General features: G+C 72.7%; 16 protein-coding genes. 5 read left to right on the top strand and 11 right to left on the bottom strand.

Annotated elements, in window-relative coordinates; translation table 11 throughout:
- Nucleotides 1-8 precede the first annotated feature (8 nt).
- From ACQP0T_RS17800 to ACQP0T_RS17770, 7 genes are all read right to left on the bottom strand, one after another.
- Entirely contained in the window at nucleotides 9-2,375 is a 2,367-nt protein-coding gene (locus ACQP0T_RS17800) for a family 43 glycosylhydrolase (protein WP_433869094.1), read from the bottom strand.
- 81 nt (nucleotides 2,376-2,456) lie between these two features.
- On the bottom strand, nucleotides 2,457-3,965 hold the full coding sequence (locus ACQP0T_RS17795; protein WP_433869093.1) for a sulfatase-like hydrolase/transferase: 1,509 nt from the start codon (nucleotides 3,963-3,965) through the stop codon (nucleotides 2,457-2,459).
- Nucleotides 3,962-4,957 (bottom strand): aliphatic sulfonate ABC transporter substrate-binding protein, encoded by a 996-nt coding sequence (locus tag ACQP0T_RS17790; protein WP_433869092.1) that lies wholly within the window; start codon nucleotides 4,955-4,957, stop codon nucleotides 3,962-3,964. Before ACQP0T_RS17790 ends, ACQP0T_RS17795 begins: the two co-directional genes overlap by 4 nt.
- 15 nt (nucleotides 4,958-4,972) lie before the next feature.
- The gene (locus ACQP0T_RS17785) at nucleotides 4,973-5,812 is read right to left on the bottom strand and encodes an ABC transporter ATP-binding protein (RefSeq protein WP_433869091.1); all 840 of its coding nucleotides are present in this window, start codon (nucleotides 5,810-5,812) and stop codon (nucleotides 4,973-4,975) included.
- On the bottom strand, nucleotides 5,794-6,600 hold the full coding sequence (locus ACQP0T_RS17780) for an ABC transporter permease (RefSeq protein WP_433869090.1): 807 nt from the start codon (nucleotides 6,598-6,600) through the stop codon (nucleotides 5,794-5,796). Before ACQP0T_RS17780 ends, ACQP0T_RS17785 begins: the two co-directional genes overlap by 19 nt.
- 12 nt (nucleotides 6,601-6,612) lie before the next feature.
- A complete protein-coding gene (locus tag ACQP0T_RS17775) occupies nucleotides 6,613-7,857 on the bottom strand; it encodes an ROK family transcriptional regulator (RefSeq protein ID WP_433869089.1) in 1,245 nt (414 codons plus the stop codon).
- A 237-nt stretch (nucleotides 7,858-8,094) separates the two neighbouring features.
- Nucleotides 8,095-9,951, bottom strand: a complete 1,857-nt coding sequence (locus tag ACQP0T_RS17770) for a calcineurin-like phosphoesterase C-terminal domain-containing protein (RefSeq protein WP_433869088.1) — start codon at nucleotides 9,949-9,951, stop codon at nucleotides 8,095-8,097.
- Between the two features lie 331 nt (nucleotides 9,952-10,282).
- On the opposite strand from ACQP0T_RS17770, the gene ACQP0T_RS17765 reads away from it, so the two are divergent.
- The 3 genes from ACQP0T_RS17765 (at nucleotide 10,283) to ACQP0T_RS17755 (ending at nucleotide 15,407) form a co-directional block, all read left to right on the top strand.
- Nucleotides 10,283-12,316 (top strand): putative bifunctional diguanylate cyclase/phosphodiesterase, encoded by a 2,034-nt coding sequence (locus tag ACQP0T_RS17765; RefSeq protein WP_433869087.1) that lies wholly within the window; start codon nucleotides 10,283-10,285, stop codon nucleotides 12,314-12,316.
- Between the two features lie 124 nt (nucleotides 12,317-12,440).
- On the top strand, nucleotides 12,441-14,045 hold the full coding sequence (locus ACQP0T_RS17760) for a catalase (RefSeq protein ID WP_433869086.1): 1,605 nt from the start codon (nucleotides 12,441-12,443) through the stop codon (nucleotides 14,043-14,045).
- A 120-nt stretch (nucleotides 14,046-14,165) separates the two neighbouring features.
- Nucleotides 14,166-15,407 carry a diguanylate cyclase gene (locus ACQP0T_RS17755; protein ID WP_433869085.1) on the top strand — a complete coding sequence of 414 codons (1,242 nt, stop codon included), beginning with the start codon at nucleotides 14,166-14,168 and terminating at the stop codon, nucleotides 15,405-15,407.
- A gap of 110 nt (nucleotides 15,408-15,517) precedes the next feature.
- On the opposite strand, the gene ACQP0T_RS17750 is transcribed toward ACQP0T_RS17755, so the two are convergent.
- From ACQP0T_RS17750 to ACQP0T_RS17740, 3 genes are all read right to left on the bottom strand, one after another.
- A complete protein-coding gene (locus ACQP0T_RS17750; protein ID WP_433869084.1) occupies nucleotides 15,518-16,288 on the bottom strand; it encodes an aminoglycoside phosphotransferase in 771 nt (256 codons plus the stop codon).
- Between the two features lie 757 nt (nucleotides 16,289-17,045).
- Nucleotides 17,046-17,180, bottom strand: coding sequence for a hypothetical protein (locus ACQP0T_RS17745; protein WP_433869083.1), 135 nt, complete (start codon nucleotides 17,178-17,180; stop codon nucleotides 17,046-17,048).
- An 8-nt stretch (nucleotides 17,181-17,188) separates the two neighbouring features.
- Nucleotides 17,189-18,244: a LacI family DNA-binding transcriptional regulator gene (locus ACQP0T_RS17740; protein WP_433869082.1), complete on the bottom strand. Its 1,056-nt coding sequence runs from the start codon at nucleotides 18,242-18,244 to the stop codon at nucleotides 17,189-17,191.
- Between the two features lie 202 nt (nucleotides 18,245-18,446).
- On the opposite strand from ACQP0T_RS17740, the gene ACQP0T_RS17735 reads away from it, so the two are divergent.
- Both ACQP0T_RS17735 and ACQP0T_RS17730 read left to right on the top strand, forming a co-directional pair.
- Nucleotides 18,447-21,623, top strand: a complete 3,177-nt coding sequence (locus ACQP0T_RS17735) for an arabinosyltransferase domain-containing protein (RefSeq protein ID WP_433869081.1) — start codon at nucleotides 18,447-18,449, stop codon at nucleotides 21,621-21,623.
- A 60-nt stretch (nucleotides 21,624-21,683) separates the two neighbouring features.
- Nucleotides 21,684-22,238: a sugar O-acetyltransferase gene (locus ACQP0T_RS17730; protein ID WP_433869080.1), complete on the top strand. Its 555-nt coding sequence runs from the start codon at nucleotides 21,684-21,686 to the stop codon at nucleotides 22,236-22,238.
- A 44-nt stretch (nucleotides 22,239-22,282) separates the two neighbouring features.
- Here ACQP0T_RS17730 and ACQP0T_RS17725 read toward each other — a convergent pair whose 3' ends face one another.
- A complete protein-coding gene (locus ACQP0T_RS17725) occupies nucleotides 22,283-23,152 on the bottom strand; it encodes a hypothetical protein (RefSeq protein WP_433869079.1) in 870 nt (289 codons plus the stop codon).
- Nucleotides 23,153-23,360: the final 208 nt, after the last annotated feature.

The following is a 23,360-nucleotide window of genomic DNA, read 5'->3' as shown; positions in this document are numbered from 1 at the left end:
GCTGCCGATCAGCCGCCGGTGCTGGTCCGGAAGGTGCGCACGTAGTCGAACTCGGCGGTGGCCCCGGGCGCGTTCAGCGACACCAGGCCGATCTTCAGCGGGCCCCGGCGCGGCATCGACCAGGTCCCGGCCCAGGTCCAGTGCACGCCGTCGGTGCTGGACGCCGCCCGGACGTCGTGGGCGCCGGTGGCGGGGTTGGCGTGGTACGCCAGCCGCAGCCAGGTCTGGGTGGCGGGCGGGCCGCCGAACATCGGACCGTAGAACACCGGGGTGGGCGGGGTGGTCGTCGGTCGTTCCCCTTCCTTGGCGAACTCGGTCTGCCGGAAGACCGCGCCGTCGCCCGCGGTGACCGGGAGGACGGAATGGGTGAGCTTGAAGTAGCGGTCGTCGCCGTCGTACAGCACGAGCCCGGCCTGCTGCGCGGGCCGGGTTCCGTCGAAGGAGAGCTTGGTCTCGACGATGAAGTCACCGGCGGGCGCGTCGCGGAGCAGCACCGGAGCGGTGTTGGTGCCGAGGAACAGTTCCGTGCCCCCGGTGGGCCAGGTGAGCTTGCCGCCGGCTGCGGTGGCGGTGGCCTCGTCGCCCCGGACCCAGCTCCAGGCGGGGTCGAGGTCCTCCGGCCTGCCGTTCCCGCTGAAGTCGTCGGAGTGGGCGGGCAGCGGTGCCCCGGGCTGCGGGTCGTCGACCCGCGTGGTGGCGGGCCGGTGGAGCGGGACGGCGCTGAGGTTGTCGGCCACGGCCGGTGCGCCCGTCGACAGCACCCCGACCCGCCCCGGCCGGAGCTCCCGGTCGGGCAGCGGCACGGACACGGCGGCCTGCACGTCGCGCGACCTGTCCTCGGACACCTCGGCGGTCAGCGACGAGCCGCGCACCTCCACGGCGAGGACGTGCCACGACCGGTGGTCGAAGGTGGCGGGCAGCGCGGCACTGCTCGTCGTGGTGACGCCGTCCCGCGTGACCGACACCGACAGGGCGTGGTCGGCGCGGTCGAGCCGTGCGGCGATGGTGCCGCGCGGGCCCCGGTCCGAGACGACGAGGCCGACCGCGCCCCCGGTTCCGGCATCGGCGAGCTTCAGCCTCGCCTCGGTGCGGATGTCGCCGCCGATCCGCCGCGGGGCGAGGAAGACCGACGGCTCGGCCGGTGATCCGGTCTGGGCGAGGACCCCACCGGACGCGGGTGCTTCGGCGGAGGTCCACCGCGCGGCCGGGTCCCCGTCGGCCTTCCAGCCGCGCGGCAGCGCGGACCCGTTGAAGGTGCTGCCGACGGTGGCCTCGGTGACCGGCGCCCGTTGCGGTCGGCTCGACGGGCCCGCCCCGCCCCGCAGCACCGGCCAGCCGTCGATCCAGTCGAGCCGGTCCACCAGCATCGGGCGCTTGCTGAGGGCGGGCTTGACCCCGTCGGCGGTCTCGACCGGCGGGAAGTCCGGGTCCGCGGCGGGAATGGCGTGGTACACCAGCCAGTCCTGCCCGGCGAGGTCGGTCTGGATGGAGTTGTGGCCGGGGCCGACGAACCCGCCGCCGTTGGCGGCCGCCACGATGCCGCCCTTGCTCGAGTAGTCGGTCAGCGACTGGCCGTCCTGGGTGACGAAGGGCCCGCGCGGGTCGTCGGAGCGGCCGACCTTGACCGTGTACCCGCTGAACGCGCCCTGGCAGCAGCCGCCGTCGGAGTAGAACAGGTAGTAGAAGTCCCCGCGCCGCACCGGGAACGCCGCCTCCGCCCGACGCCCGCGGGCGACGATCGTGACGGGCCCCTCCAGCCGGGTCGCCTCGGCGTTCATCGCCGCGACGCACATGGCGTCGTAGCTGCCCCAGTACAGGTAGTGGACCCCGTCGGCGCCGGTCAGCATGGCCTGGTCGATCGTGCCCCTCGGGTTGGTGGGGCAGCCGTCGGCGAGGGTGACGATCAGTCCGCGGTCGGTCCACGGCCCGGTCGGGGACGGGGCGGTGGCGAGCGCGACGCCGCCGCCGGAGAGGCCGTAGGTCAGGTGGTAGGAGCCCGCGACGTAGCGGATGTCGGGCGCGAACGGGCGGGTGCCCGGCGGCCACCACGACGGCCGGTCGCCCGCGGTGAACACGTCGCCCGCGTAGGTCCAGCCGACCATGTCGGTGGAGCGCAGCACGGGGAGGATGCGCTCGCCGGATTCACCCCGGCTGTGGAAGACGGGGTTGGTGGTGCCGTAGGCGTACCAGTCGCCGTCGCCGCCGCGGATCATGGTCGGGTCCGGGAACGTGTCGACGACACCGGCGGTCACCGGATTGGTGTAGGTGGTGGCCGGCGCCGGCTCGACCGGGGCCGGGAGCCCTTCGGCGGTGGTGCTCAGCAGCGGCACGATCAGGACGGTCGCCAGCAGGCGGGTCAGGCGTTGCACGGTCACGGCTCGTACCTCCGGAGTCCGGTGGATGAGTTCGCGGTGCGCTCGGGGACCGCCGGGCGCGGCGGTGCGGAACCGGGCCGCTCAGGGCCCGGTGCTCTGGTAGCTCGATTCGTCCAGCCCGCTCATCGTCGGGTCGTGCGCGACGTCGCCGACGTCGTACATGGACGTCATCCAGTGGTAGAAGTTGTCGCCGCGCCGCCGCAGGACCTCGTAGAGCCTGCGCAGCAGCCGGGTCCGGACCGGCTCCAGCTCGGGGTGGCAGTAGCGGTTGATCAGTTCGTCCGGATCGGCCTCCAGGTCGTAGAGCTCGTTCACCGAGTCCGGGTTGACCACGAGCTTGTACCGGTCGGTGCGCAACATCCGTTGCGGGTACGGGAAGTGGTGGCCGTGGAACTCGCAGACGATGTCGTCGTCCCAGTCCGCGGCCTCGCCCGCACCGGTCACCAGGGGGAGCAGGGAGCGCGAGTCCACCGCGGGACCGGGGTCGACGCCCGCGAGTTCGAGGATCGTCGCGGTGCAGTCGAGCAGGCTGACGAACTCCGAGCGCACCGCTCCCTCGGGGCCGCCGGGCACCCGGACGATGCCCGGCGTCCGGTAGATGTCCTCGTACATCGCGGGGCCCTTGTCGTGCAGCCGGTGCGCGCCGGTGAACTCGCCGTGGTCGCAGGTGAACATGACCGCCGTCTCCTCGGCGAGGCCGAGGCGCCGCATCGCGGCCAGCACCCGGCCGATCTCGTGGTCGATGAGCGCGACGTAGCCCCAGTAGACGGCGATCAGCTTGCGGGTCATCTCGATGGGCATCGTGTCGAACGTCCAGTGCGCGCTGTAGTTGCGCTGCACCGGTGGCTTGCCGTGGAAGGTCTCGGCGACCGAGGGCGGCAGCGGCACGTCCGCGGGGTCGAACAGGTCGAAGTACTCGTCGGGGAGGATGTAGGGCAGGTGCGGGCCGAAGAAGTGCAGCGCCAGGAAGAACGGTGTGTCGCGCTCGCGCGCGTCCGCGGCGTAGCGCTCCATGGTCTCGATGGCCCGGGTCGCGAGGTAGTGCTCGAAGGTCGCTTCGACGGGCTGGTGGAGCCGGGCGGCGAGCAGGTTGCCGGGACCTCCGTTGGGCAGCGTGCCGCGGATCCGGTCGCTGATCTCGTACGGCGGGAGGTCGTTGTCGGCCAGGTAGGCCAGGTAGTCCGGGTGGTCGACCGGGTTGTGCCACCCCGGCAGGTCGGGTCCGTCGAATCCGAAGTCCCCGGCGGACTTGGCCGTGCCGACGTGCCACTTGCCGATCAGCCCGCAGTTGTACCCGTTGTCCCGCAACGCCTCGGAGAAGGTGAACTCCCCTTCCGGGAGGTCCTCGATGTAGCCGACGTTGCGCTCGTAGTTGGCCAGCAGCTTGTGCCGGAACGGCGCCTTCCCGGTGAGCAGGCTGGCCCGGGCGGGCGTGCAGATGGCGGTCGGGGTGTACCAGCGGTCGAACCGGGTGCCGGTGCGCGCCAGCTCGTCGAGGTGCGGCGTGACGCCCCGGGTGTTGCCGTAGGCGCCCAGCGTGTCCGCGCGGTGCTGGTCGGTCATCAGGAACAGGATGTTCGGCTGCTTCATGGCCGGCCTGCCGAGGTGAACAGCTCGCCGGTGTAGTAGTTCCCGGGTCCGACGCTGCGCTGGAGCTGACCGGTGCCCGCGAAGTAGTCGTCCATGACCGACAGCCAGCGCTCGACGGTCCCGTCCTCGGTCATCCGGTCGAGTTCGTCGACGCCGAGGACCTTCACGTTGGCGGCGTCGGCCCGCACCTGCGCCTCGTCGACGTCGAGCAACCGCGCGGTGAGCTCGATGGTCCGGTCGGGGTGCTCCGATCGGTACCGCATCGCGTCGCGGAGCACCGCGAGCACCTTCCGCGTCTTGTCCGGCTGTTCGGCCACGACGTCGTTGCCCGCGACGAAGGCCGTCGGGAACTCGACCTGGCCGGCGAAGTCGGAGTTCTTCGCCAGCTCGACGAGGTCGGGCACCTGCTCCTCGATCGTGGCGATCGCGGGGTACCAGAACCCGGCCGCGTCGATCCGCTTGGCGGAGAAGGCGGACACGATCGTCGAGGCGTCCATGTGCATCACCTTGACGTCGTTCTTCGTCATCCCGGCCTGCCGGAGCGCGAGGGTGAGGATCATGTCCCCGGAGGTGCCCTGGGGGACGCCGATCGTCTTGCCCCGGAGGTCGGCCATGCTGGTCGTCCCGGGCTGGGCGATGACCCGGTCGGCGTTGCCGAGGGTGTTCAGCGCCACCACCTTGGCCTGGCCGGAGGCGGGCAGCCACATCGCCCCCGGGCCGATGTAGCCGAAGTCGAGGTCGCCGGTGCCCAGCGCCTGGATCTGCAGCGGACCGTTGGTGAACGCGCTGGTCTCCGCCGTCAACCCGTGCTCGGCCCACAGGCCTTGGTCTTCGGCGACGGCGAGGAGGCTGGCGCCGTTGAAGTCGCCGATGTAGCCGAACCGGACCTCGTCGGAAGCGGCCGAGCCGGATCCGCCGCCGCACCCGGTGAGCGTCGCCGCGGCCACGAGCCCGGCGATCACCCCGCCGAGCAGCCTCTTGCTGATGGCCATGATGTCCTCCCGAGGTCAGTCCGCCGTCGGCGGTGCGGTGGGGTCGCCGCCGTGCTCCTGGTGGTAGACGGAGTTCCAGACGCGGTTGCGCAGGGCCGTGAACCGGGGGCTCAACCGGACCTGCTCGGTGCGGGGGTGGGGCAGGTCGACCTCGATCACGTCGAAGATGCGGCCGGGCCGGGCGGCCATGACGATCACCCGGTTGGCCAGGAACACGGCTTCGTCGACGTCGTGGGTGATGAACAGGACCGTGCGCCGCTCCCTGCCCCATGCCTCCAGGAGCTGTTCCTGGAGCTTCACCCGGGTCAGGGCGTCCAGCGCGCCGAACGGTTCGTCCATCAGCAGGATCGAGGGGTTCACGGCGTAGGCGCGGGCGATCGCGCACCGCTGGCGCATGCCACCCGAGAGGGCCTTCGGCAGCACGTCGGCGAACTCGGTCAGCCCGACGACGTCGATGAAGTAGTCGGCCCGCTCGCGCCGCCGCGCCCGCGGCATGCCCGCGATCTTCAGGCCGAACTCGACGTTCTTGCGCACGCTCAGCCAAGGGAACAGGGCGTACTGCTGGAAGATCACCCCGCGGTCCGGGCCGGGTCCGGCGACCGGCGCACCGTCGACGAGCGCGCTGCCCCCGGTCGGCTCCTCCAGCCCGGCGAGGATGTTCAGCAGGGTGCTCTTGCCGCACCCGGACGGGCCGACGACGGTGACGAACTCGTTGTCGGCGATGTCGAGCGAGACGTCGTCGAGCGCGACGAACCGGTCCCGCCCGAGGGTGAACGTCTTGGTCACGTGGGACACGGCGATCTTCGCGGGTTCCGGGGCCTGCCCGGTGCGGGTGCTCACGGTCGTTCCTGCCATCCGGTCAGCGTGCGTTCGGCGACCAGCAGCAGCCGGTCCATGAGCAGCCCGAGGATCCCGATCGTGATCAGGCTGACGAAGATCGTCGGGAGGTCGTAGTACAGCTGGGCGTGCTGCATGCGGTAACCGAGCCCTTCCTGCGCCGCGATGAGCTCCGCGGCCACGAGCGTCGCCCACGCGGAGCCGAGCCCGACGCGCATCCCCACGAGGATGAACGGCGACGAGGCGGGCACGACGACCCGGCGGAAGATCGTCGCGTCGCCCGCGCCGAGCACCCGCGCGGCGTTGATCAGGGTCGGGTCGACGGTGACCACCCCCTGCAAGGTCGAGATGACGCAGGCGAGGAAGGCGGCCAGGAAGATCACGAAGATCTTCGGGACCTCGCCGATGCCCATCAGCACGATCGCGAGCGGGATGATCGCCAGCGGCGGGATGGTGCGGAAGAACTGCACCCACGGCTCGACCATGCTGCGCACGAGCCCGTACCACCCCATGAGGAAACCGATCAGCACCGCCAGCGTCGTGCCCAGCGCGAAGCCGGTGAGGACCCGGACGAGGCTGGCACCGGTGTCCTGGAGCAGCGTCCCGTCCCGGATCATCTCCGCGGCCTTGCCCGCCACTTCGGGCGGCGCCGGGATCTGGAGGCCCAGCGCCGCCAGCGCCCACCAGAGCCCGACGCCGAGCAGGATCGACGCGGCGTTGAGGGCCAGCGGTGCCGCCGACCGGCGCGGACGTCGGGCGGGGCCGGGCTCGGCGTGGACCGCGCTGTGCGCGTCGAGGAGGGCCATGGCGGGGGCTCCTTAGGCCGGCTGTGCGCTGATCCGGGTGGGTGCCGGCTCCGGGTGGCCGGCGAGCAGCGGTGAGCTGTGGAACAACGCGGCGAGCGCGCCGAGGGCGCCGTCGTCGTCGGAGAGCCGGGCGCACCGGATGACCGGCATCGCAGCGCTCCACGGGAAGAGCTCCGCGGCGACGGTGGCGGTGACCTGGCGGACGAGCACCGGTGCCAGGTGCGCGATCTCGCCGCCGATCACGACCTTGGCGGGGTTGACCACCATCGCCACCATGCCGACGGCCCGGCCCACCGCCGAGGCCGCCTCGCGCAGCACCCGGCCGACCACCGGATCCCCGCGCCGGACCGCGGCCCGCAACTCGTCCAGGGAGCCGACCTCGGCGCCGCGTGACTGGCAGGACGCCAGGATCGTCGGCACCGAAGCGACCGTTTCGAGGCACCCGGCCTTGCCGCACCGGCACCGCGGACCACCGGGCAGCACCGTCACGTGGCCCAGTTCGCCGGCGAGTCCCGTGGCACCCGCGACGAGGCGGCCGGCGACCACCAGCGCGCCGCCGACTCCGTCGGAAAGGCGGACGTAGAGCAGGTCCTCGACGGTGCCACCGCCGGTGATCGCCTCGGCCAGGGCCGCGAACCGGGTGTTGTTGTCCACGAGCACCGGGGCGCCGAAGCGCTCGGCGAAGGAGCCGTCCACGTCCTCGCGCGCGGCGGCGAAGCCCGGTCCGAACGCACCTTCCGGGGCGTGCGGCGCGGAGGACATCGGGTGCGGGCCGGTGACCCCGATGCCGATGCCCTGCAAGGCGTGGAAGTGCACCCCGCATTCGGCGCCGAGCCGGTCGATGAGCGCGAAGGCGGCCGAGATGCGCTCGGGCCAGCCGGCGCTGTCCTGGTACCGCTGACGACCCGACGCGACGATCTCGTGCGAGGCGTCGGCGACCGCCACGTGGACCCGGCGATGCCCGAAGTCCACGCCCAGGAACTGCCCGGAGTTCGGATCGAGGGCGAGCCGTTCGGCGGGCCTGCCGCTGCCCGCGCGCACCGCCGCGTCGGTGTCGACGACCACGATCACCCCGCGCCGCAGGAGGTCCCGCGTGATCTCCGAGACCGTGGTGCGGGACAGCCCCACGACCTCGGCGATCTCACCGCGGCTCAGCGCACCCCGCTCGCGGAGCGCGCGCAGCACGCGTTCCGTGTGCGTGCGGCGCACGAACGCGTGCACCTCGGTGGGCATCTCCATGCCGACCATGCTCGGCATGTCCAATTATTCCGGCAAGGCTCCGACAGAATTCGCTCGCGATGTGGTCGTGTCGGCCGTGAACTGCGACGGGGCGCAGCGGCTTCCCGCCTCCGGAGTGCGTGGGGGAGGGTGCGGTGAGCTGGACCGGGCCGGCGGCACCGGGTCGACCAGCGCGGGAGCCGGTGCGTTCGCCGGGGCAGCGACGACGGCACCTGCCCGGCCGGGCAGGTGCCGTCGTCGAGGATCCCCGGTGGGTTACTCGGTGACCTCGAAGGTGAGGGTCGAGGTGTGCTGGCGGCCGTGCACGTCGGTCGCGGTGACCTCGGCGGTGTGCTCGCCGACGGGCAGGTCGGCGGGCAGTTCCAGGCGCCACAGGTGCATCGTCCGGTCAGCCGGGCCGCCGCCGTGGACGAGCTGCTCCTGCAAGGCGACCGGATCGGACCACTCGGCGCCGACCCGCTGGGCCTCGCCGTTCATCGGCTGGGTCCGGACCGCCTCGACCTGCTCGCCGCCGTCGAGCGACACCTCGACGGTGGAGCCGGTGGAGCCCATCCAGAAGTTGGTGGTCAGCCACGTGTCCCGCGCGAGCTCGTCCCGGGAGACGGTCAGCGGGTCGGTGAACTCCGGCGCGGAACCGGCGTTGTCGGAATTTTCGGCGTACCAGGTCCGGTAGCGCGGGGTGTTCAGCCCGACGGCCATCTGCCGCGACCCGTCGTCGCCGCGGACGGTGAAGCGCTCGGTGACCGCGGTGCCGTCGATGTCCAGGGTGAGGGCGCCCGGCAGGCCGCCGTCGCGCTGGATCGCGGTGGGGTAGCCCTCCTCCAGCATCCGGCCGGAGTACCAGTCGCCGGAGATCGCGCCGGCCGTGATGTGCGGGAACGGCAGGCCGTCGACGCCGAAGACGTCCTTCCAGCCGGCGAGGCTGTCGCCCTCGCGCAGGTTCTCGATGCTGTGGGTGTGCCCGCCCACGGCGATGGCCTCGCGGCCCTCGAGGATCTCGTAGATCTCCTTGACCTGGTCGATCTGGTGGGTCTCGCTGCCCTGGTCGGCGAAGTTCAGCAGCGGGATGTGCGCCGCGATGACGATGAGCTTGTTCTCCGGGACCCGGGCGATGTCGTTGCGCAGCCATTCGAGCTGCTGCTCGTCCAGGGCGCCGTTGTACCCGCCGTCGGCGAGCGGGTATTCGACCGTGCTCAGCGCGACGACGTGGGCCTTGCCGGAGTCGTAGGAGTAGTACTCCGGGCCGAGCTTCGCGCGGAACGTGTCGAAGGCGTGCTCGCTGGTCGGCGCGTCGAAGTCGAGGTCGTGGTTGCCCGGCAGGAAGCGGGCCGGACCGTTGAGCATGCCGGTCAGCTCGCGGGTCCGCGGGTAGAGGGAGAGGTCGTCGCCGACGACGTCGCCGATGAACAGCGCGCCGCAGCCGGCGTAGTCGTCGCGCGCGGCCAGGTCGGTGAACACGCCGTTGCGGGCGTACTCCACTTCCTGCTGGTCGTAGGTCTGGACGTCGCCGCCGATCAGGCAGTGCTGCTGCGGGGACCGGGTCAGCTTGCTCTGGGCGAGCGGGAAGTTCACCGCGTCGGGCAGCGGGCCGGTCGGCGCGATGCCGCCGTAGCGCAGCTCGGGGGAGCCCGCCGGCAGGTGGTGGTAGGAGAACTGCGCGACGTTGTCCTGGTCGACCGGCACCTGGTAGCCGCGGGGCTGGGTGACGAAGACCGTCATGTTGTCGTAGGCGGGCAGCTCGTAGCGGCCCCGGCCGTCCGTGGTGACGACCTCGCGGCCGTTGGAGACGGTGACGCCCGCGATGCCCGGTTCACCGGCGTCCTGGCGGGAGTTCTTGTTCTTGTCGTCGAAGACGACGCCGTCGAGGACCTCCTGGCTCTCGTCCGGGCCCGCCACGACGTCGACAGCACCCTGGTAGGCGGCGGCCCCACCGGCCTCCAGCGGGGCGTGCTCGGGTGCGGCCGACGCCGCGGGGGAGATCAGCGTGCCGGTGAGGGCGAGTACGAGAGCACCCGTGGTGCGGCTGCTCAGTGGTCGGCTGGACAGGTCCACGAAGACACCTCCGGTCACATGGCAGCCGGTCTCGGCGGCCGCGAGCACTCTCGCGGACATGGGTGAATTGTCGCGAACCGGAAGGTTTCCGTCGATGGGACATCGGCGGTCGGATGATCGCGATCGATACCGGCCGTGAGACGTGCACCGCCCGTGGCGGCGGGCGTGGCGAGCGGGTGGGCCACGGCGTCGGCGAAGGCCGGTTCGGCCACCGCGGCGCGGCTCGACGGCTCGGTCCGCCCGGCGAAGCGGGCGGGGTCCGCGAGCACCTCACCCCTTCGGCGGGACGGGTGGTCGGTGGGGCGGACCCGGGTTTGGGCGGTCCCGCCCGGGGCTATGCCGAGGACGGCACCGGAGGCTGTCCGGTCCGTCGTGCCTCGGAGGTGGCGTGGTGGTCGGTGACCTGTGGGTGCGCCGGGCCGCGGACCTGCCGCTGCCCGGCGCACCGGCCGTGCTGAGCGCCCCGGGCGGCGTCATCGTGCGGGTGACCGATGCCGCCGTGGACCTGGTCGGGGTCGATTCGGCGGCCGAGCTGATCGGACTGGACCTGGGCGAACTGCTGTCCCAGGAGGATGCGGTGTGCCGGGTGCCCGGCGGTGCCGTGGTCCGACCGGTGAGCTGGCCGCACGTCGTGGAGCCCCGGCTGCTCGTCACCCTGCTGGTCGAGGTTTCGGACCTGGTCAGCCCGCTCGGTGAACTGCCCGCCGAGCTGCGCGGGTGGCCGCTGGAGCTCCAGCGCTTCGCCCGGGTCGGTGCCTACCCGCTGCGGGACGCGCAGCGCCAGGCCAAGATCGGCACCTGGGAGTGGGATCCCACCACCGGCGCGATGTGGCTGTCGGAGCTGCTGCGCGAGCTCATCGGGGTTCCCACCGGGGAGCCGTTCAACCTCGACGACTTCCTCCGCGGGATCCACCCCGAAGATCGGGAACGGGTCCGGACGGCGCTGACCGGCCTGATCGAGCGCGACCACAACCTCGTCGTCGAGTTCCGGATGCTGCTCCCGCAGGAACGCGTGTTCCGCGTGCACGGTACCGCGATGCGGCTGTCCGGAGAGCCGTTCGCGCTGGTCGGCACCGCCCAGGACGTCACCGAGCAGCGCAGGCCCGAGCAGGGCGAGGAGGAGCAGCCGACGCGGGACGAGGTCACCGGGCTGCTCGACCGCACCGCCGCGCTCGGTGAGATCGCCCGCCTCGACGCCGATCCGCGCGCCGACGCCGCCGTGCTGTGCTGCGGGATCGACAACTTCAAGCGGGTGACCATCTCGCTCGGCGGGCACGAGGCCGGGGACGAGCTGCTCGCCGCGCTGGCCCGCCGGTTGCAGGACGGCGTGCCCGACGGCTGCGCGGTGGTGCGCGGATCGGGCGAGGACGAGTTCGTGATCTTTTGCCCGGACGTCACCGCGGTCGGTGGGCTGGGGGAGCTGACCGGCCGGGTGTCCGGGTTGCTGCGCACCACCGTTCCCGTGCACGGCCACCTGATCCAGGTCTCGGCGGCCATCGGGGTCGCTGTCCGCGGTGCCAACGCGACCAGCGGCGCCGACCTGCTGCGCTTCGCCAACGCCGCGATGGTCGAGGCCGAGGGCAAGGGCGGTGCCGGGCAGGTCGCCTTCGCCGGTCCCGCGACGATGGCGGCGGCGGACTGGCAGCTCCCGCTGGAGGAGCGGCTGCGGGAGGCGTTGCACGAGGACGGCCTCGAACTGCACTACCAGCCCCTGGTCGCCGCGGACGGGACCATTCTCGGTGCCGAGGCGCTGGTGCGCTGGCACTACCCGGAGCACGGACCGGTGAGCCCGGCGACGTTCCTGCCGGTCGCCGAGCGCGGCGGACTGCTGCGGGACCTCGACCGGTGGGTGCTGCGCACGGCCCTGCGGGAAGCCGCCGGGTGGCGGCTGCCGGACGGGGGCGGACCGCTCATCGCGCTCAACCTGGCCGAACTGGTGCCCGGCGATGCCGACTTCGTCGGCGTGGTGGAGTCGGTGGTGACCGAATCCGGGATCGACTGGCACCGGATCATCCTCGAACTCGTCGAGTCCGACCTGGTGGACCTGCGCCCGAGGGCGCGGGGCGGGATGCGCGAGCTCGCCGAGCGGGGGGCGCGGTTCGCCATCGACGACTTCGGCACCGGCTATTCCTCGCTGGGCCGGCTGAAGGAACTGCCCGCCCAGATCATCAAGATCGACCGCCGGTTCGTGGCGGCCGTCGAGCAGGACACGGCGGACTTCGCGGTGACCCGGGCGATCGTGGACATGGCGCGCGCGATGGGGCGGTGGTGCGTGGCCGAAGGGGTGGAGACGGCTTCGCAGGTGAGCATCCTTTCCGCCCTCGGAGTGGAGTTCTACCAGGGCTGGGCGTTCTCCCCGGCGGTGCCTGCCGAGCGGTTCCGCGAGCTGCTCGCCGATTCGGCGCTGCCGCCACCGGAGCGGTGATCACAATGGACTGTTCACCCGGACGTGCCGAACTCCCGATCGGTGCGATTTTCCGTCCGCACTGCCGGGTACGCCCGGGGGCATGAGCGAGCGCGAGTCCTCTTCGGAACATGATCGTCCTCGGGTGTTGACCAACCGCCAGGGGCACCCCGTCTACGACAACCAGAACCAGCGAACGGTCGGCACGCGCGGCCCGGCGACCCTGGAGAACTACCAGTTCCTGGAGAAGATCAGCCATTTCGACCGGGAGCGGATCCCGGAGCGGGTGGTCCACGCCCGGGGGTTCACCTCGTTCGGGTACTTCGAGTCCTACGGCGCATGGGGAGATCGGCCGATCGGCGAGTTCACCCGGGCCAGGCTGTTCGCCGAGCGCGGCAAGCGGACCGACGTCGCGGTCCGGTTCTCCACGGTCATCGGTGGCCGGGATTCGGCGGAGACCGCCCGCGACCCGCGCGGCTTCGCGGTCAAGTTCTACACCGAGGACGGCAACTGGGACCTCGTCGGCAACAACCTCGCGGTGTTCTTCATCCGCGACGCCATCAAGTTCCCGGACGTGATCCACGCGCTGAAACCGGACCCGATCACCTTCCGCCAGGACCCGAACCGGATCTTCGACTTCATGTCGCAGACGCCGGAGAGCATGCACATGCTGGTCAACCTGTTCAGCCCGCGCGGCATCCCGGCGGACTACCGGCACATGCAGGGTTTCGGCGTCAACACCTACAAGTGGGTCAACCAGGCCGGCGACACGGTCCTGGTGAAGTACCACTGGATCCCCACGGCGGGCGTCAAGAGCATGACCGAGGCGGATGCGGCGAAGATCCAGGCCACCGACCTCGGTCACGCCAGCAAGGACCTGTACGAGGCGATCGAGCGCGGTGACTTCCCCGAGTGGGAGCTGCGGGTGCAGATGATGGAGGACCACGAGCACCCGGAACTCGGTTGGGATCCGCTGGATGACACGAAGGTGTGGCCGGAGAACGAGTACCCGGCGCATCCGGTCGGCCGCATGGTGCTCAACCGCAACGTGGACAACAACTTCGCCGAGAACGAGCAGATCTCGTTCGGCACCGGCGTGCTCGTGGACGGGCTCGACTTCTCCGACGACAAGATGCTGGTGGGGCGCACCTTCTCCTACAGCGATACGCAGCGCTACCGGGTGGGGCCGAACTACCTGCAACTGCCGGTCAACCAGGCCAAGCAGGCGACCGTGCACACCAACCAGCGGGATGGCCAGATGGCCTACGACCAGGACCAGGGCGGGCGCAACCCGCACGTCAACTACGAGCCCTCGATCAACGGGGGACTGGTCGAAGGCGAGTACCCGACGCACGACGAGCAGGGCCCGGAGATCCGCGGCCGGATCACCCGGGCCCGCATCGAACGCCCCGACGACTACGAGCAGGCCGGTCAGCGCTACCTGCTGATGGAGCAGTGGGAGCGCGACGACCTGGTGCGGAACCTGGTCGAGAACCTGTCGCAGTGCGCGCGGCCCATCCAGGAGCGGATGGTGTGGCACTTCCTGCTGTGCGAGGACGACCTGGGCCGCCGGGTCGGTGAAGGCCTGGGCATCGCGCCGGCCGACGTCGCGGGTCTGGAACCCCTGCAGCAGCAGAACCTCTCCGAGGCAGATCGGCGGCGGCTGGGCAATCTCGGCGGCAACGGTCCGCGCGAGGTCGGCGACCTGGTGATGACGCACTGCGTGCCCGACGAACGGATGGCCGGTTGAGATCGCGACCGTCGTGCCCGGCCGGTCGGCGGCCCGCGTCGTCCGGGGATCGACGCGGGCCGCCCCCGTGCGGTGGTGCGGCGTCGGTCCCGGGCCGGCGTTGACCGCGGGATCGGAGCCGTGAACGTGGACGGGATCGCCGCGAGGGCCTGGGAGACGCTGTGGGAGCAGCTCGCCGGGCCCATGGCATTCGTCGACCTGCAAGGGCGCCACCTCGACGTGAATCCGTCCATGTGCCGGATGCTCCGCTACGACCGGGCGGAGCTGATGGAGCTGCGTCCGGCGGACGTCACGCACCCCGGTGATCCGGTGCTCGACAAGGCGTCGATCGCCAGGCTCATCGCCGAGGGCGGCACCCTCTCCTCGGTGGAGAAGCGCTTGGTGCGCTCCGACGGCACGATGGTCTGGGTGCTGATCAACAGCTCCCTGGTGCGCGACGCGGTCGGGAACCCGCTGCTCATCGTGTCCCAGTTCCACGACATCACCGCTCGGCGACAGTCGGAGATGCTGTGGCACCAGACGCTGGCCAACGCGCCGATCGGGATGGCGCTGATGGATCTCGACGGGAGGTGGATCGAGGTCAACGAGCGGTTGGCGTCGCTGGTGGGCTACCGCCGCGAGGACATGGTCGGCCGTCCCTCGCACGAGACAATCTACGACGGGTATCGGCACGATGCCGAGCGGGTGCTGGACGATCTGCGGGAGGGCAGGCGGACCGCCGGGGCGATGGAGATCTGCCTGCGTCACCGCGACGGGCACCCGTTCTGGATGCTGACCCGGTACGGCGTGGTGCCCGGTGCCGATGACCGGCCGGCGTACCTCGTCTCCCAGTTCGAGCCCCTCGGGGATGACCTCACGATGAGCCCGGAGCGGCTCACCGAGCTGACCCGGATGGCGTTGCGCGACCCGCTGACCGGGCTGGCGAACCGGTCGCTGCTGATCGAGCGGTTCCAGCAGGAGGTGGCGGCGCTGGGCGAGCAGGGGGGCGGGCTCGCGGTGCTCACCGTCGACCTCGACGGCTTCAAGCCGGTCAACGACCGCTACGGGCACCACGTCGGCGATGACCTGCTCCGGGTGGTGGCCGACAAGCTGGTCACCGTCGTGCGCTGCGCGGACACCGTCGCCAGGGTCGGCGGCGATGAGTTCGTCGTGCTCGCCCTGGTCCGGGACCGCGCCCACGCCGACGACCTCCGGGAGCGGGTGGTGCGGCAGGTCAACGCCGACGTGGTCGTGTCGGGCCAGGCCATCGCGCTGCGGGCCAGCGTCGGCATCGCCCACACCGACGACCCCGCCGTGGCGCCCGCCGACCTGATGCGCCGCGCCGACCAGGACATGTACGGGCGCAAGGAACGCGCCCGCTGACCCGAGGCGCGGACGTCGCCCGCGAGCGGCGGTCGCGAGCGACCGCTCCGCGAGCACGCCGGTTCGGAGGCGCTCCCGACGGGGACGGGGCACCGCACCGGCGCGGTCGGTCAGGCCCGGGCGCCTGCGGAGCGGGGAGCGGCCGCGATGCCACCGCCGTGCCGGTGGTGGGCCCACCGCGCGGCCGCATCGCGGAGCTGGTGCGTCCAGCCGCTCGGGTGCTCCTCGGCCGTGGCCCGCCAGAGCCCGGCCTGCGCGGTGGAGAACAGGTTGAGGTCCGCGGCCGACGCGCTCGACCACGAGGGCACCCCCGCGGCCCACCGCTCGGCCTCGCGCGGGTGGTGGCCGGCGGAGATCAACCAGACCACCCAGCACGCCGGGTCGATCCACGCCGCTCCCCGGGTGGCCCAGGCCCAGTCGACCAGCCGCGCGATCCCGCGGTGCCCGGTGCGGGCGATGAGCACGTTGGTGTGGTTCAGGTCGGTGTGCAACAGCGCTTCCCCGGAGAAGGCCACGGCATCGGCCGGCTCGTCGAGGTAGGCGGCCCACCGCCGTGCCGCGTCCTTGAGCTCGACCTCCGGGCAGCGCAGTCGCCCGAGCGCGGTGAGCAGGTCCACCACGAGCGGGAGGTCCGTCGACCCGGGGCGGAAGTCGGCGCCCCGGCCGGCGAGGTGTTCGAACCCGAGCAGGTCCCAGCCCGCGCTCGTCACCCGCCAGAGCAGGGCGGCGCTCACCGGCCGCACGCGCGGGTTGACCGCCGCCTCGCGCGCCTGCGTCCACGCCCGCGGGTGGTCCTGGCGCAGGCCCTTGACGAAGACCGGCCCGCTGGCGGTGTCCAGGGTGGCGGCGACCTGGCTGTTGAAGCCGTGACGGGTCGACACCGCGCCACGGACCGCGCCCGTGCGTTCGTGGACGGCGGCGCGGAGGGACGGTGGCAGGTCTGCCCAGCTTCGGCTTGGTGGCACGCGGTGCAGCATAGGGAGCGGGCGTGCCCCGATCCGGTCGACACGCGAGCGGGCCCCGGCGGTGCGCTGCCGCGATGACCCGGCCGTGCGACCCGGCGGCCCCCGCTTCGCCGTCGAGCCGAGCGCCTCCCGATGCCCATGCCGCGGCCACCCGCAGCGCTCGGCGCACCAGCGGCAGCGCCGCGCGCGACCACCGCGCGACCCCGGTCTTCCACCCACCCATCACCTGCTCCTTCCGACCTGGTCAGCGTGCCCATCAGCGAGCACCCGCCGGATCGGCCGAACGGCCGGGAAACCCCCGCCCGTCTCGGCCGACAGGCCGGGTTCCCGAGCGCCCACCCGGCCGGGAGGACGACCACCCGGCGTGTCCGACGCACGTCGCCGAGCGGGCCTCGCCCGGCCGCGCCGGTGCTGGGCCGAACGGCTGGCGTGCCCGGCTCCGGACGCGGGCCGAACGGCGTCTCCGACCTGCGCGAACACGCGGGCGCGCGGACGTTGCGCCGTCCGTGTGCGATCTTGTCCCGGTCCGGCGGGCGCGGCGACGCTGATGTCCGGAACCCGTCTCGGGGACAGGCGTGCCCGGAAAGGGCGCTCCGGTGCGAGCCAGCCCGCCGTCGACCTGTCCCGGTGCGGTGCCGACCCGGGCGCCGGACCCACCATCCACAATGGAATCTCAGGTGCGCCGGTCGGTGCTGAGCACGCCTCCGGGGCGCAGCTCGGCGTGGAACTCTGCCAGCGCCTCGCGGCGGTCCTGCTTCCCGAGCAGGTGCGCGAGCGAGCCGCCGAGGCAGCTGATCGCGTCGCGCACGCCCGAGCTCAGCGCGGGGGTGCGGTGCTGTCCCTGGCGACCAGTTCGGTCGGCAGCAGCAGCCGCTTGCCGACGCCCCCGCGCATCACCTCGACCAGCATGTCGGCCGCGCGGCGCCCCTTCTCCACCAGCGGCTGGGAGACCGTGGTGAGCCCGGCCGTCGCGGCGGCGGGCAGGTCGTCGAAGCCGGAGACCGAGATGTCCTCGGGCACCCGCGCCCCGCGTTCGGCGAGCACGTCGAGCGCGGCGAGGGCGAGCACGTCGGTGCTGGCGAGCACGGCGGTGAACCCGCCCTCGTCGAGCAGCGTGCGGGCGGCGCGCAGCGACAGTGCCCGGTTGAACCCGCCCGCCTCGACGACGGTGGTCCGGCCGAAGTCCAGCCCGTGCGCGGCGAACGCGGACCGGTAGCCGCCGATGCGCTCCCGGGCCACGCGGTCGCGGATCCTCCGGAACCGGCCGCGCGGGACCACGCCGCGCCGCCCGTCGGGGGCGAGGCGGTCGACGAGGACGCCGATCCGGCGGTGCCCCAGCTCGAGCAGGTGGCGGGCGGCCTGCTCGGCGCCCCGGCGGTCGCGGATGCCCACCGACGGCACGCCGGGCAGCAGCGGGGAGTCGATCACGACCATCTGCGCGCCTCGCCTGCGGACCGCGTCCAGGGCCGGGTGCCGGTCGGGCATCGCGTAGGCGAGGAACCCGTCCACGGCGCTGCGCAGCGCCACCCGGGCGGCGTGGGCGTCGCGTTCGTCGGCGGACCGGGCGATGTCGGCGGCGGGGAAGGGCAGCAGCGTCAGCGCGACCTCGGCGAGCTCACCGACCTCGGCGATGCCGCGCAGCAGGTACGTGGTCGCCGGGTCGTCGAAGGCGAGCGCCAGCGAGTCGGTCATCATCAGGCCCAGCGCTCCGAAGTGGCCGGTGCGCAGGTTCTGGCCGCCGGGATTCGGGCCGGCGTAACCGATCTCGTCGGCGATGCGCAGCACGCGGTCGCGCAGGGCCGAGGAGATCTTCTCCGGCCGGGTGTAGGCGTAGGACACCGTTGCCTGGGACACCTGTGCGACCTGCGCCACGTCCTTCATGGTGACCAAGGCAACACACCCCCAGCGCGGTGACGCGGTGGTTCCGGCCACCGCGCAGCGCACTGTAGTCCGCACCGCCGCGGCGGGTGCTACCAGGCCGGTTCTGGCGGTGCCGACCCCGGTTATACGTTTCGACGCGTCCTTCCCTACGCTCTTCGGGTCGTAGTTCACCGCACGGATGGGATTCGATCGCGTGGCTCTTCGGTCGCGCCCGGTCGCCGACCGGGACGTATCGCCGCGGACGAGGAAGGCCCGGTGGTGGGCGGCACTGCTCGGGCTGGCGGGCGCGCTGCTCGCGGTGGCGGTGCCCTTCCTGCCGGTCAAGCACGACGTGACGACGCTGCGGTGGCCGACCTCGCACGGCACCGAGTCGGTCGAGGCGCCGCTGGTGACCTACGCGCCGCTGTGGCTGGACGCCGAGGTGCCGTGCGCCGCCGCGCGGGACCTCGACGCGCGCACCACCGGCCCGGCCGTGCTGCTCAGCACCAACGCCCCCGACTCGCCCTACGGCGCGCTGTCCGGGCTCAGCGCCACGATCGACGGCGGGCAGGTATCGCTGTTCTCCAAGGGGGAGCTCACCGGGACCGCCCCGCTGCCCGCCGGGAACTGCTCGCTCACCGTCCACGCCGACGCCGAAGGCACCGAGGCCGCGGTCGGCGGGGAGCAGCTGGCCGCGCTCACCGGTGATCAGCGCCCGCAGCTCACCGGCGTCTTCTCCGACTTCGACGACGCGGTGGACGACGTGCGGGGCATGTCGGTCGAAGCCCGCGTCGACGACCGGTTCGCCAGCTACGCCACCGGCCTCAAGCTCGCCGTGATGGCGTTGGCGGTGCTGTGCTTCCTCGGTTCGGTGTTCGCGCTGCGGCGGCTGGACGACCGCGGCGGCCGCCGGGCGCCCCGGTTGGCCCCGTCCCGCTGGTGGCGGCCGACCGCGCAGGACACCGTGGTCGTCGGCGTGCTGCTGGTCTGGTGGCTGATCGGCGCGATGACCGCCGATGACGGCTACATCCTGACGATGGCGCGCTCGGCCGAGAGCGCGGGCTACGTCACCAACTACTTCCGCTGGTTCGCCAACCCGGAGTCGCCGTTCGGCTGGCACTACGAGCTGCTCGCGCTGTGGGTGCAGATCTCGACCGCGACGCCGTGGGTGCGCCTGCCCGCGCTGCTGATGGGCATCGGCTCCTGGTTGCTGATCAGTCGGGGCGTGCTGCCCCGGCTCGGCCGCCAGGTCCGGCGCAGCGGGGCGGCGGTGTGGGCCGCCGCCATGGTCTTCCTGGCGTCCTGGCTGCCCTACAACAACGGCATCCGCCCGGAGCCGGTCGTGGTGCTGTTCACGCTGCTGTCGCTGTGCCTGGTGGAGCGCGCGGTGGCCACCCGGCGGCTGACGCCGGCGGTGCTGGGACTGGTCGCGGCGGCCTTCGGGCTGGGCGTGAACCCGCACGGCATGGTCGCGGTGCTGCCGTTCGTGGTGGCGATCAAGCCGCTGCTGGCGATGGTGCGGGAGCGGATCCGCCAGTTCGGCGTGCTGCCGGTGCTGGCGCCGATCGCGGCTTCCGGCCTGGTCCTGCTGGTGGCGGTGTTCGCCGATCAGACCTTCCGCTCGGTGCTGGAGGCCGTCGAGCTCAAGCAGATGTTCGGCCCGAACGGCAAGTGGTACGAGGAGCTCAGCCGCTACACGCTGTTGTTCAGCGGCGGCCAGGACGGCTCGCTGAGCAGGCGGGTGCCGGTGCTGCTGCTGATCCTGTGCGTGGTCACCACCGGTGCGGTGCTGCTGCGGCGCAACCGGATCCGGGGTGCCGCGCTGGGGCCGAGCCGGCGGTTGCTGGCGATGGCCGCGCTGTGCTTCGTGGCGCTGGCGCTGACCCCCACCAAGCACACCCACCACTTCGGCATCCTCGCCGCGGTGTGCGGTGCGATGGCGGCGCTGACCGCGCTGGCCACCAGTTCGACGGTGCTGCGCTCCCGCCGCAACCGCACCGGGTTCTTCGCTTGCCTGATGGTGGTCTGCGCCTTCGCGGTGACCGGGCCGAACGCCTGGTGGTACGTGTCGGGCTGGGGCGTGCCGTGGTTCGACAAGCCGCCGTCGCTGGACGGGCGCACGCTGAGCACGGCCTTCCTCGTGGTGGCGGCCGTGGCCGGGCTCGTCGCGCTGGTCGAGCACCTGCGCCTGGACGACAATGGCGCGGGCGAGGGACGCGGCCGGGCGCTGCGGCGCGGCACGGCCTCGCTGACCATCGTGTGCTCGCTGCTGGTCGCGGGTGAGGTCGCGACGTTCGTCAAGGGCATCCACAAGCAGTGGGGCGGCTACAGCCTCGGCGCCGACAGCGTCGAGCAGATCGCCGGGGCCAGCTGCGGGTTGTCCGACCACGTCGAGGTCGAGGCGGACCCGAGGGCGGGCGTGCTGACCCCTTCGGCCCGGCAGCCCACCGTCGCGGCGCCCTCGGTGCAGCCGACGCGCACCGAGACCGCCGACGAGTACCTGGCGCCGCGCACCCAGGGCTTCGCCCGCGACGCCCTGCCCACCGGTGACAGCAGCATGCCGGGGCAGCTCGACTGGGACTCGCCGGCCGGGTTCGGCGGTGACGACGCGCCGCTGTGGGGGACCTACCGGCACGGCGACGGTGTCGGGGAGCTCCGCACGCCGTGGTACGACCTGCCCGAACGGGCGGCCAGCGGTGAGCTGCCGGTGGTGCTGGCCTACGCGGGTTCGGCCAGCGGGACCAACCGGCTCACCGTCGAGTGGGGACGGCAGACGGCCGACGGGTTCGAGATCGTCGAGCGCTCCCGGGTCGACGAGGACTCGCCGGACCGGTGGCGGGACCACCGGGCGCAGGCCGAAGGCGCGACCCAGGTGCGCCTCGTCGCCGAGGACCGGTCCGTGGGCCAGCAGGCGTGGCTGGCCGTGAGCGCGCCCCGGGTCCCCGAGCTGACCTCGATGACCGAGCTGGTCGGGGAGTCGACGACGTTCGTGGAGTGGCCGGCCGCGCTGGTGCACCCGTGCCTGCGGATCTCGGAGCTGCGCGGCGGCATCGCCGAGATCCCGGAGTACCGGGTCTCGGGCGGCGGACCGGTGCGCGACATCGGGCAGGGCTGGTCCTCCTCGGACGCCGGCGGCCCGTTCGGCTGGCTCAACGTCACCAGCAGCGTGCGGGAGCTGCCGACGTACCTGCGCGGCGACCTGGACCGGGACTGGGGTTCGCTGTACCGGGTGGAGTCGTTCGCCCCGGAGGCGCTGCCCGCCGAGGCGGCGCTGGAGGTGCACACCGAGACCCGCAACGGCCTCTGGTCGCCCGGGCCGCTGGCCACCCCGGTGACGTTGCCCGCCCGCGCCCCGCAGACCTCCGACCGGGACGACGCCGCCGCGGAATGACCGGAGCGCGGGGCGCGAGGTGGTCGCCGGGGGTGCAGGATCGAACGCGGGAGGTGCCGGATGAGCGGGCAGAAGGAGCGGATGCTGGCCGGTGAGCTGTACCGGGCCGACGATCCGGAGATCGCCGCCGACGCCCGGCGGGCGGCCGAGCTCAGCGAGCGGTTCAACAACTCGTCGGTGTCCGACCTCGCCGCCCGGCGCGCGGTGCTCGCCGAACTGCTCGGCGAGCTGGGCGAGGGCGCCGAGGTCCGGCCGCCGCTGCACGTGGACTACGGCTACCAGATCAGCCTGGGCGCCGGTTCGTTCGTCAACTTCGGCGCGGTGCTGCTGGACGTGGGGCGGATCTCGATCGGCGCCCACGCCCAGTTCGGCCCCCGGGTCCAGCTCCTCACCGCGACGCACCCGCTGGATGCCGAGCAGCGGCGCGCCGGGTGGGAATCGGCCCGCCCGATCACGCTCGGCGACAACGTCTGGCTCGGCGGCGGCGTCATCGTCTGCCCCGGTGTGACCATCGGCGACAACACCGTGGTGGGAGCCGGGGCGGTCGTCACCCGCGACCTGCCCACCGACGTCGTGGCGGTCGGCAACCCGGCGAAGGTCGTGCGCGAGCTCTGAGCGGTCCTCGGCGGGCGCGCGGTCCGCCCGCCGAGGACCGGCGATCAGCTCGCCGGGACCGAGCAGGTCGTGCCGCCGAGGACGATCACCGAGGTGTCCAGGTCGGTGCGGACGCCGTCGACCAGGACGTAGCTGGCGACCTCCACGCGCCATCCCGAGGTGGCGTTGACGTCCCCGGTCCGCCACTGGTCGGTGGGGACCAGGTCCGCCGCGTCGGTCACCCGGCGCACCGAGATGTCCGCGTACTGCGGCAGGTTCTGGTGCTCCATCGTGGTCCGCGGCAGCCGCAGCGGAACGTCCCGCACCTCGTAGCTCTCGCCCGCGGCGGGCACCGGGACGGCCGCCAGAGCGCGGTCGGGCTGCCGCACCCACATCCCGGAAGCCTCCGTCGATGCCGAGACCCGTTGCGGGGAGCGGCATTCCGCCTCGCTGCGCACGTCGTCGAGGTACAGCCAGCGGTGGTCCTCGGCGGAGTCGCCGAGCGCGTTCTGGGCTTCCAGCAGGTAGTCGGCCGAGACCGTCGCGCTCGGCGTTCCGTCGCCCCGCATCGCCGCGCTGGACTCGAAGTGCGCATCCGCCGTCGCACCGCTGGGCGGGGTGTCGCCGAACACCCCGGCATCGGCGTTGACGTGGATGAACCAGGCGGTGCCGGTGGACATCGGGCCGACCGGGAGGAAGTCCTCAGCGGACTCGGCGGACGGCGGGACGACACCGTTGACGCCGCGCTGCGCGGGGGAGCCGAACACCTCCGCGAAGCGTTCCTGCTCCGCTTCGAACGCGGGGACGTGGTAGGCGCCGGTGAAGGCGTAGGCGACGGGTTCCTCCGTCGTGGCCAGCGCCGGTCCCGCGGCGCCGAGCAGGAGGGCAGCGGAGGCGCCGAGCGCGGCCCACCCTCCGAAACGAGATGCATCCAACACGCTGACTCCTTCAGGACTGCTCCCGGAACGGCTCGCTGGGCCGGTGCGCGGCGGAAGATCCAGGCGTCGCGAGCGGCTTCGCCGCTGTCCGGGAGGACCCTCGATCGATGACAGCCCTGAACACGGTGCGCCACCGGGGGTGGTTGTCCCCTTCCGGCCGAGATCACCCGAGCGGAGCAGTCCCCGCCCGAGCGGGGTCCTATGG

Source organism: Saccharopolyspora sp. CA-218241, from assembly GCF_050954615.1.
GTDB classification, from domain to species: domain Bacteria; phylum Actinomycetota; class Actinomycetes; order Mycobacteriales; family Pseudonocardiaceae; genus Saccharopolyspora; species Saccharopolyspora cebuensis.
This window is presented reverse-complemented; position numbering and strand designations above follow the sequence as displayed.

Coding starts and splice junctions, on each gene's coding strand:
- ACQP0T_RS17795 (WP_433869093.1), bottom strand. CDS start 3,965: ATGAAGCAGCCGAACATCCTGTTCCTGATGACCGACCAGCACCGCGCG.
- ACQP0T_RS17790 (WP_433869092.1), bottom strand. CDS start 4,957: ATGGCCATCAGCAAGAGGCTGCTCGGCGGGGTGATCGCCGGGCTCGTG.
- ACQP0T_RS17785 (WP_433869091.1), bottom strand. CDS start 5,812: ATGGCAGGAACGACCGTGAGCACCCGCACCGGGCAGGCCCCGGAACCC.
- ACQP0T_RS17780 (WP_433869090.1), bottom strand. CDS start 6,600: ATGGCCCTCCTCGACGCGCACAGCGCGGTCCACGCCGAGCCCGGCCCC.
- ACQP0T_RS17775 (WP_433869089.1), bottom strand. CDS start 7,857: ATGCCGAGCATGGTCGGCATGGAGATGCCCACCGAGGTGCACGCGTTC.
- ACQP0T_RS17770 (WP_433869088.1), bottom strand. CDS start 9,951: ATGTCCGCGAGAGTGCTCGCGGCCGCCGAGACCGGCTGCCATGTGACC.
- ACQP0T_RS17730 (WP_433869080.1), top strand. CDS start 21,684: ATGAGCGGGCAGAAGGAGCGGATGCTGGCCGGTGAGCTGTACCGGGCC.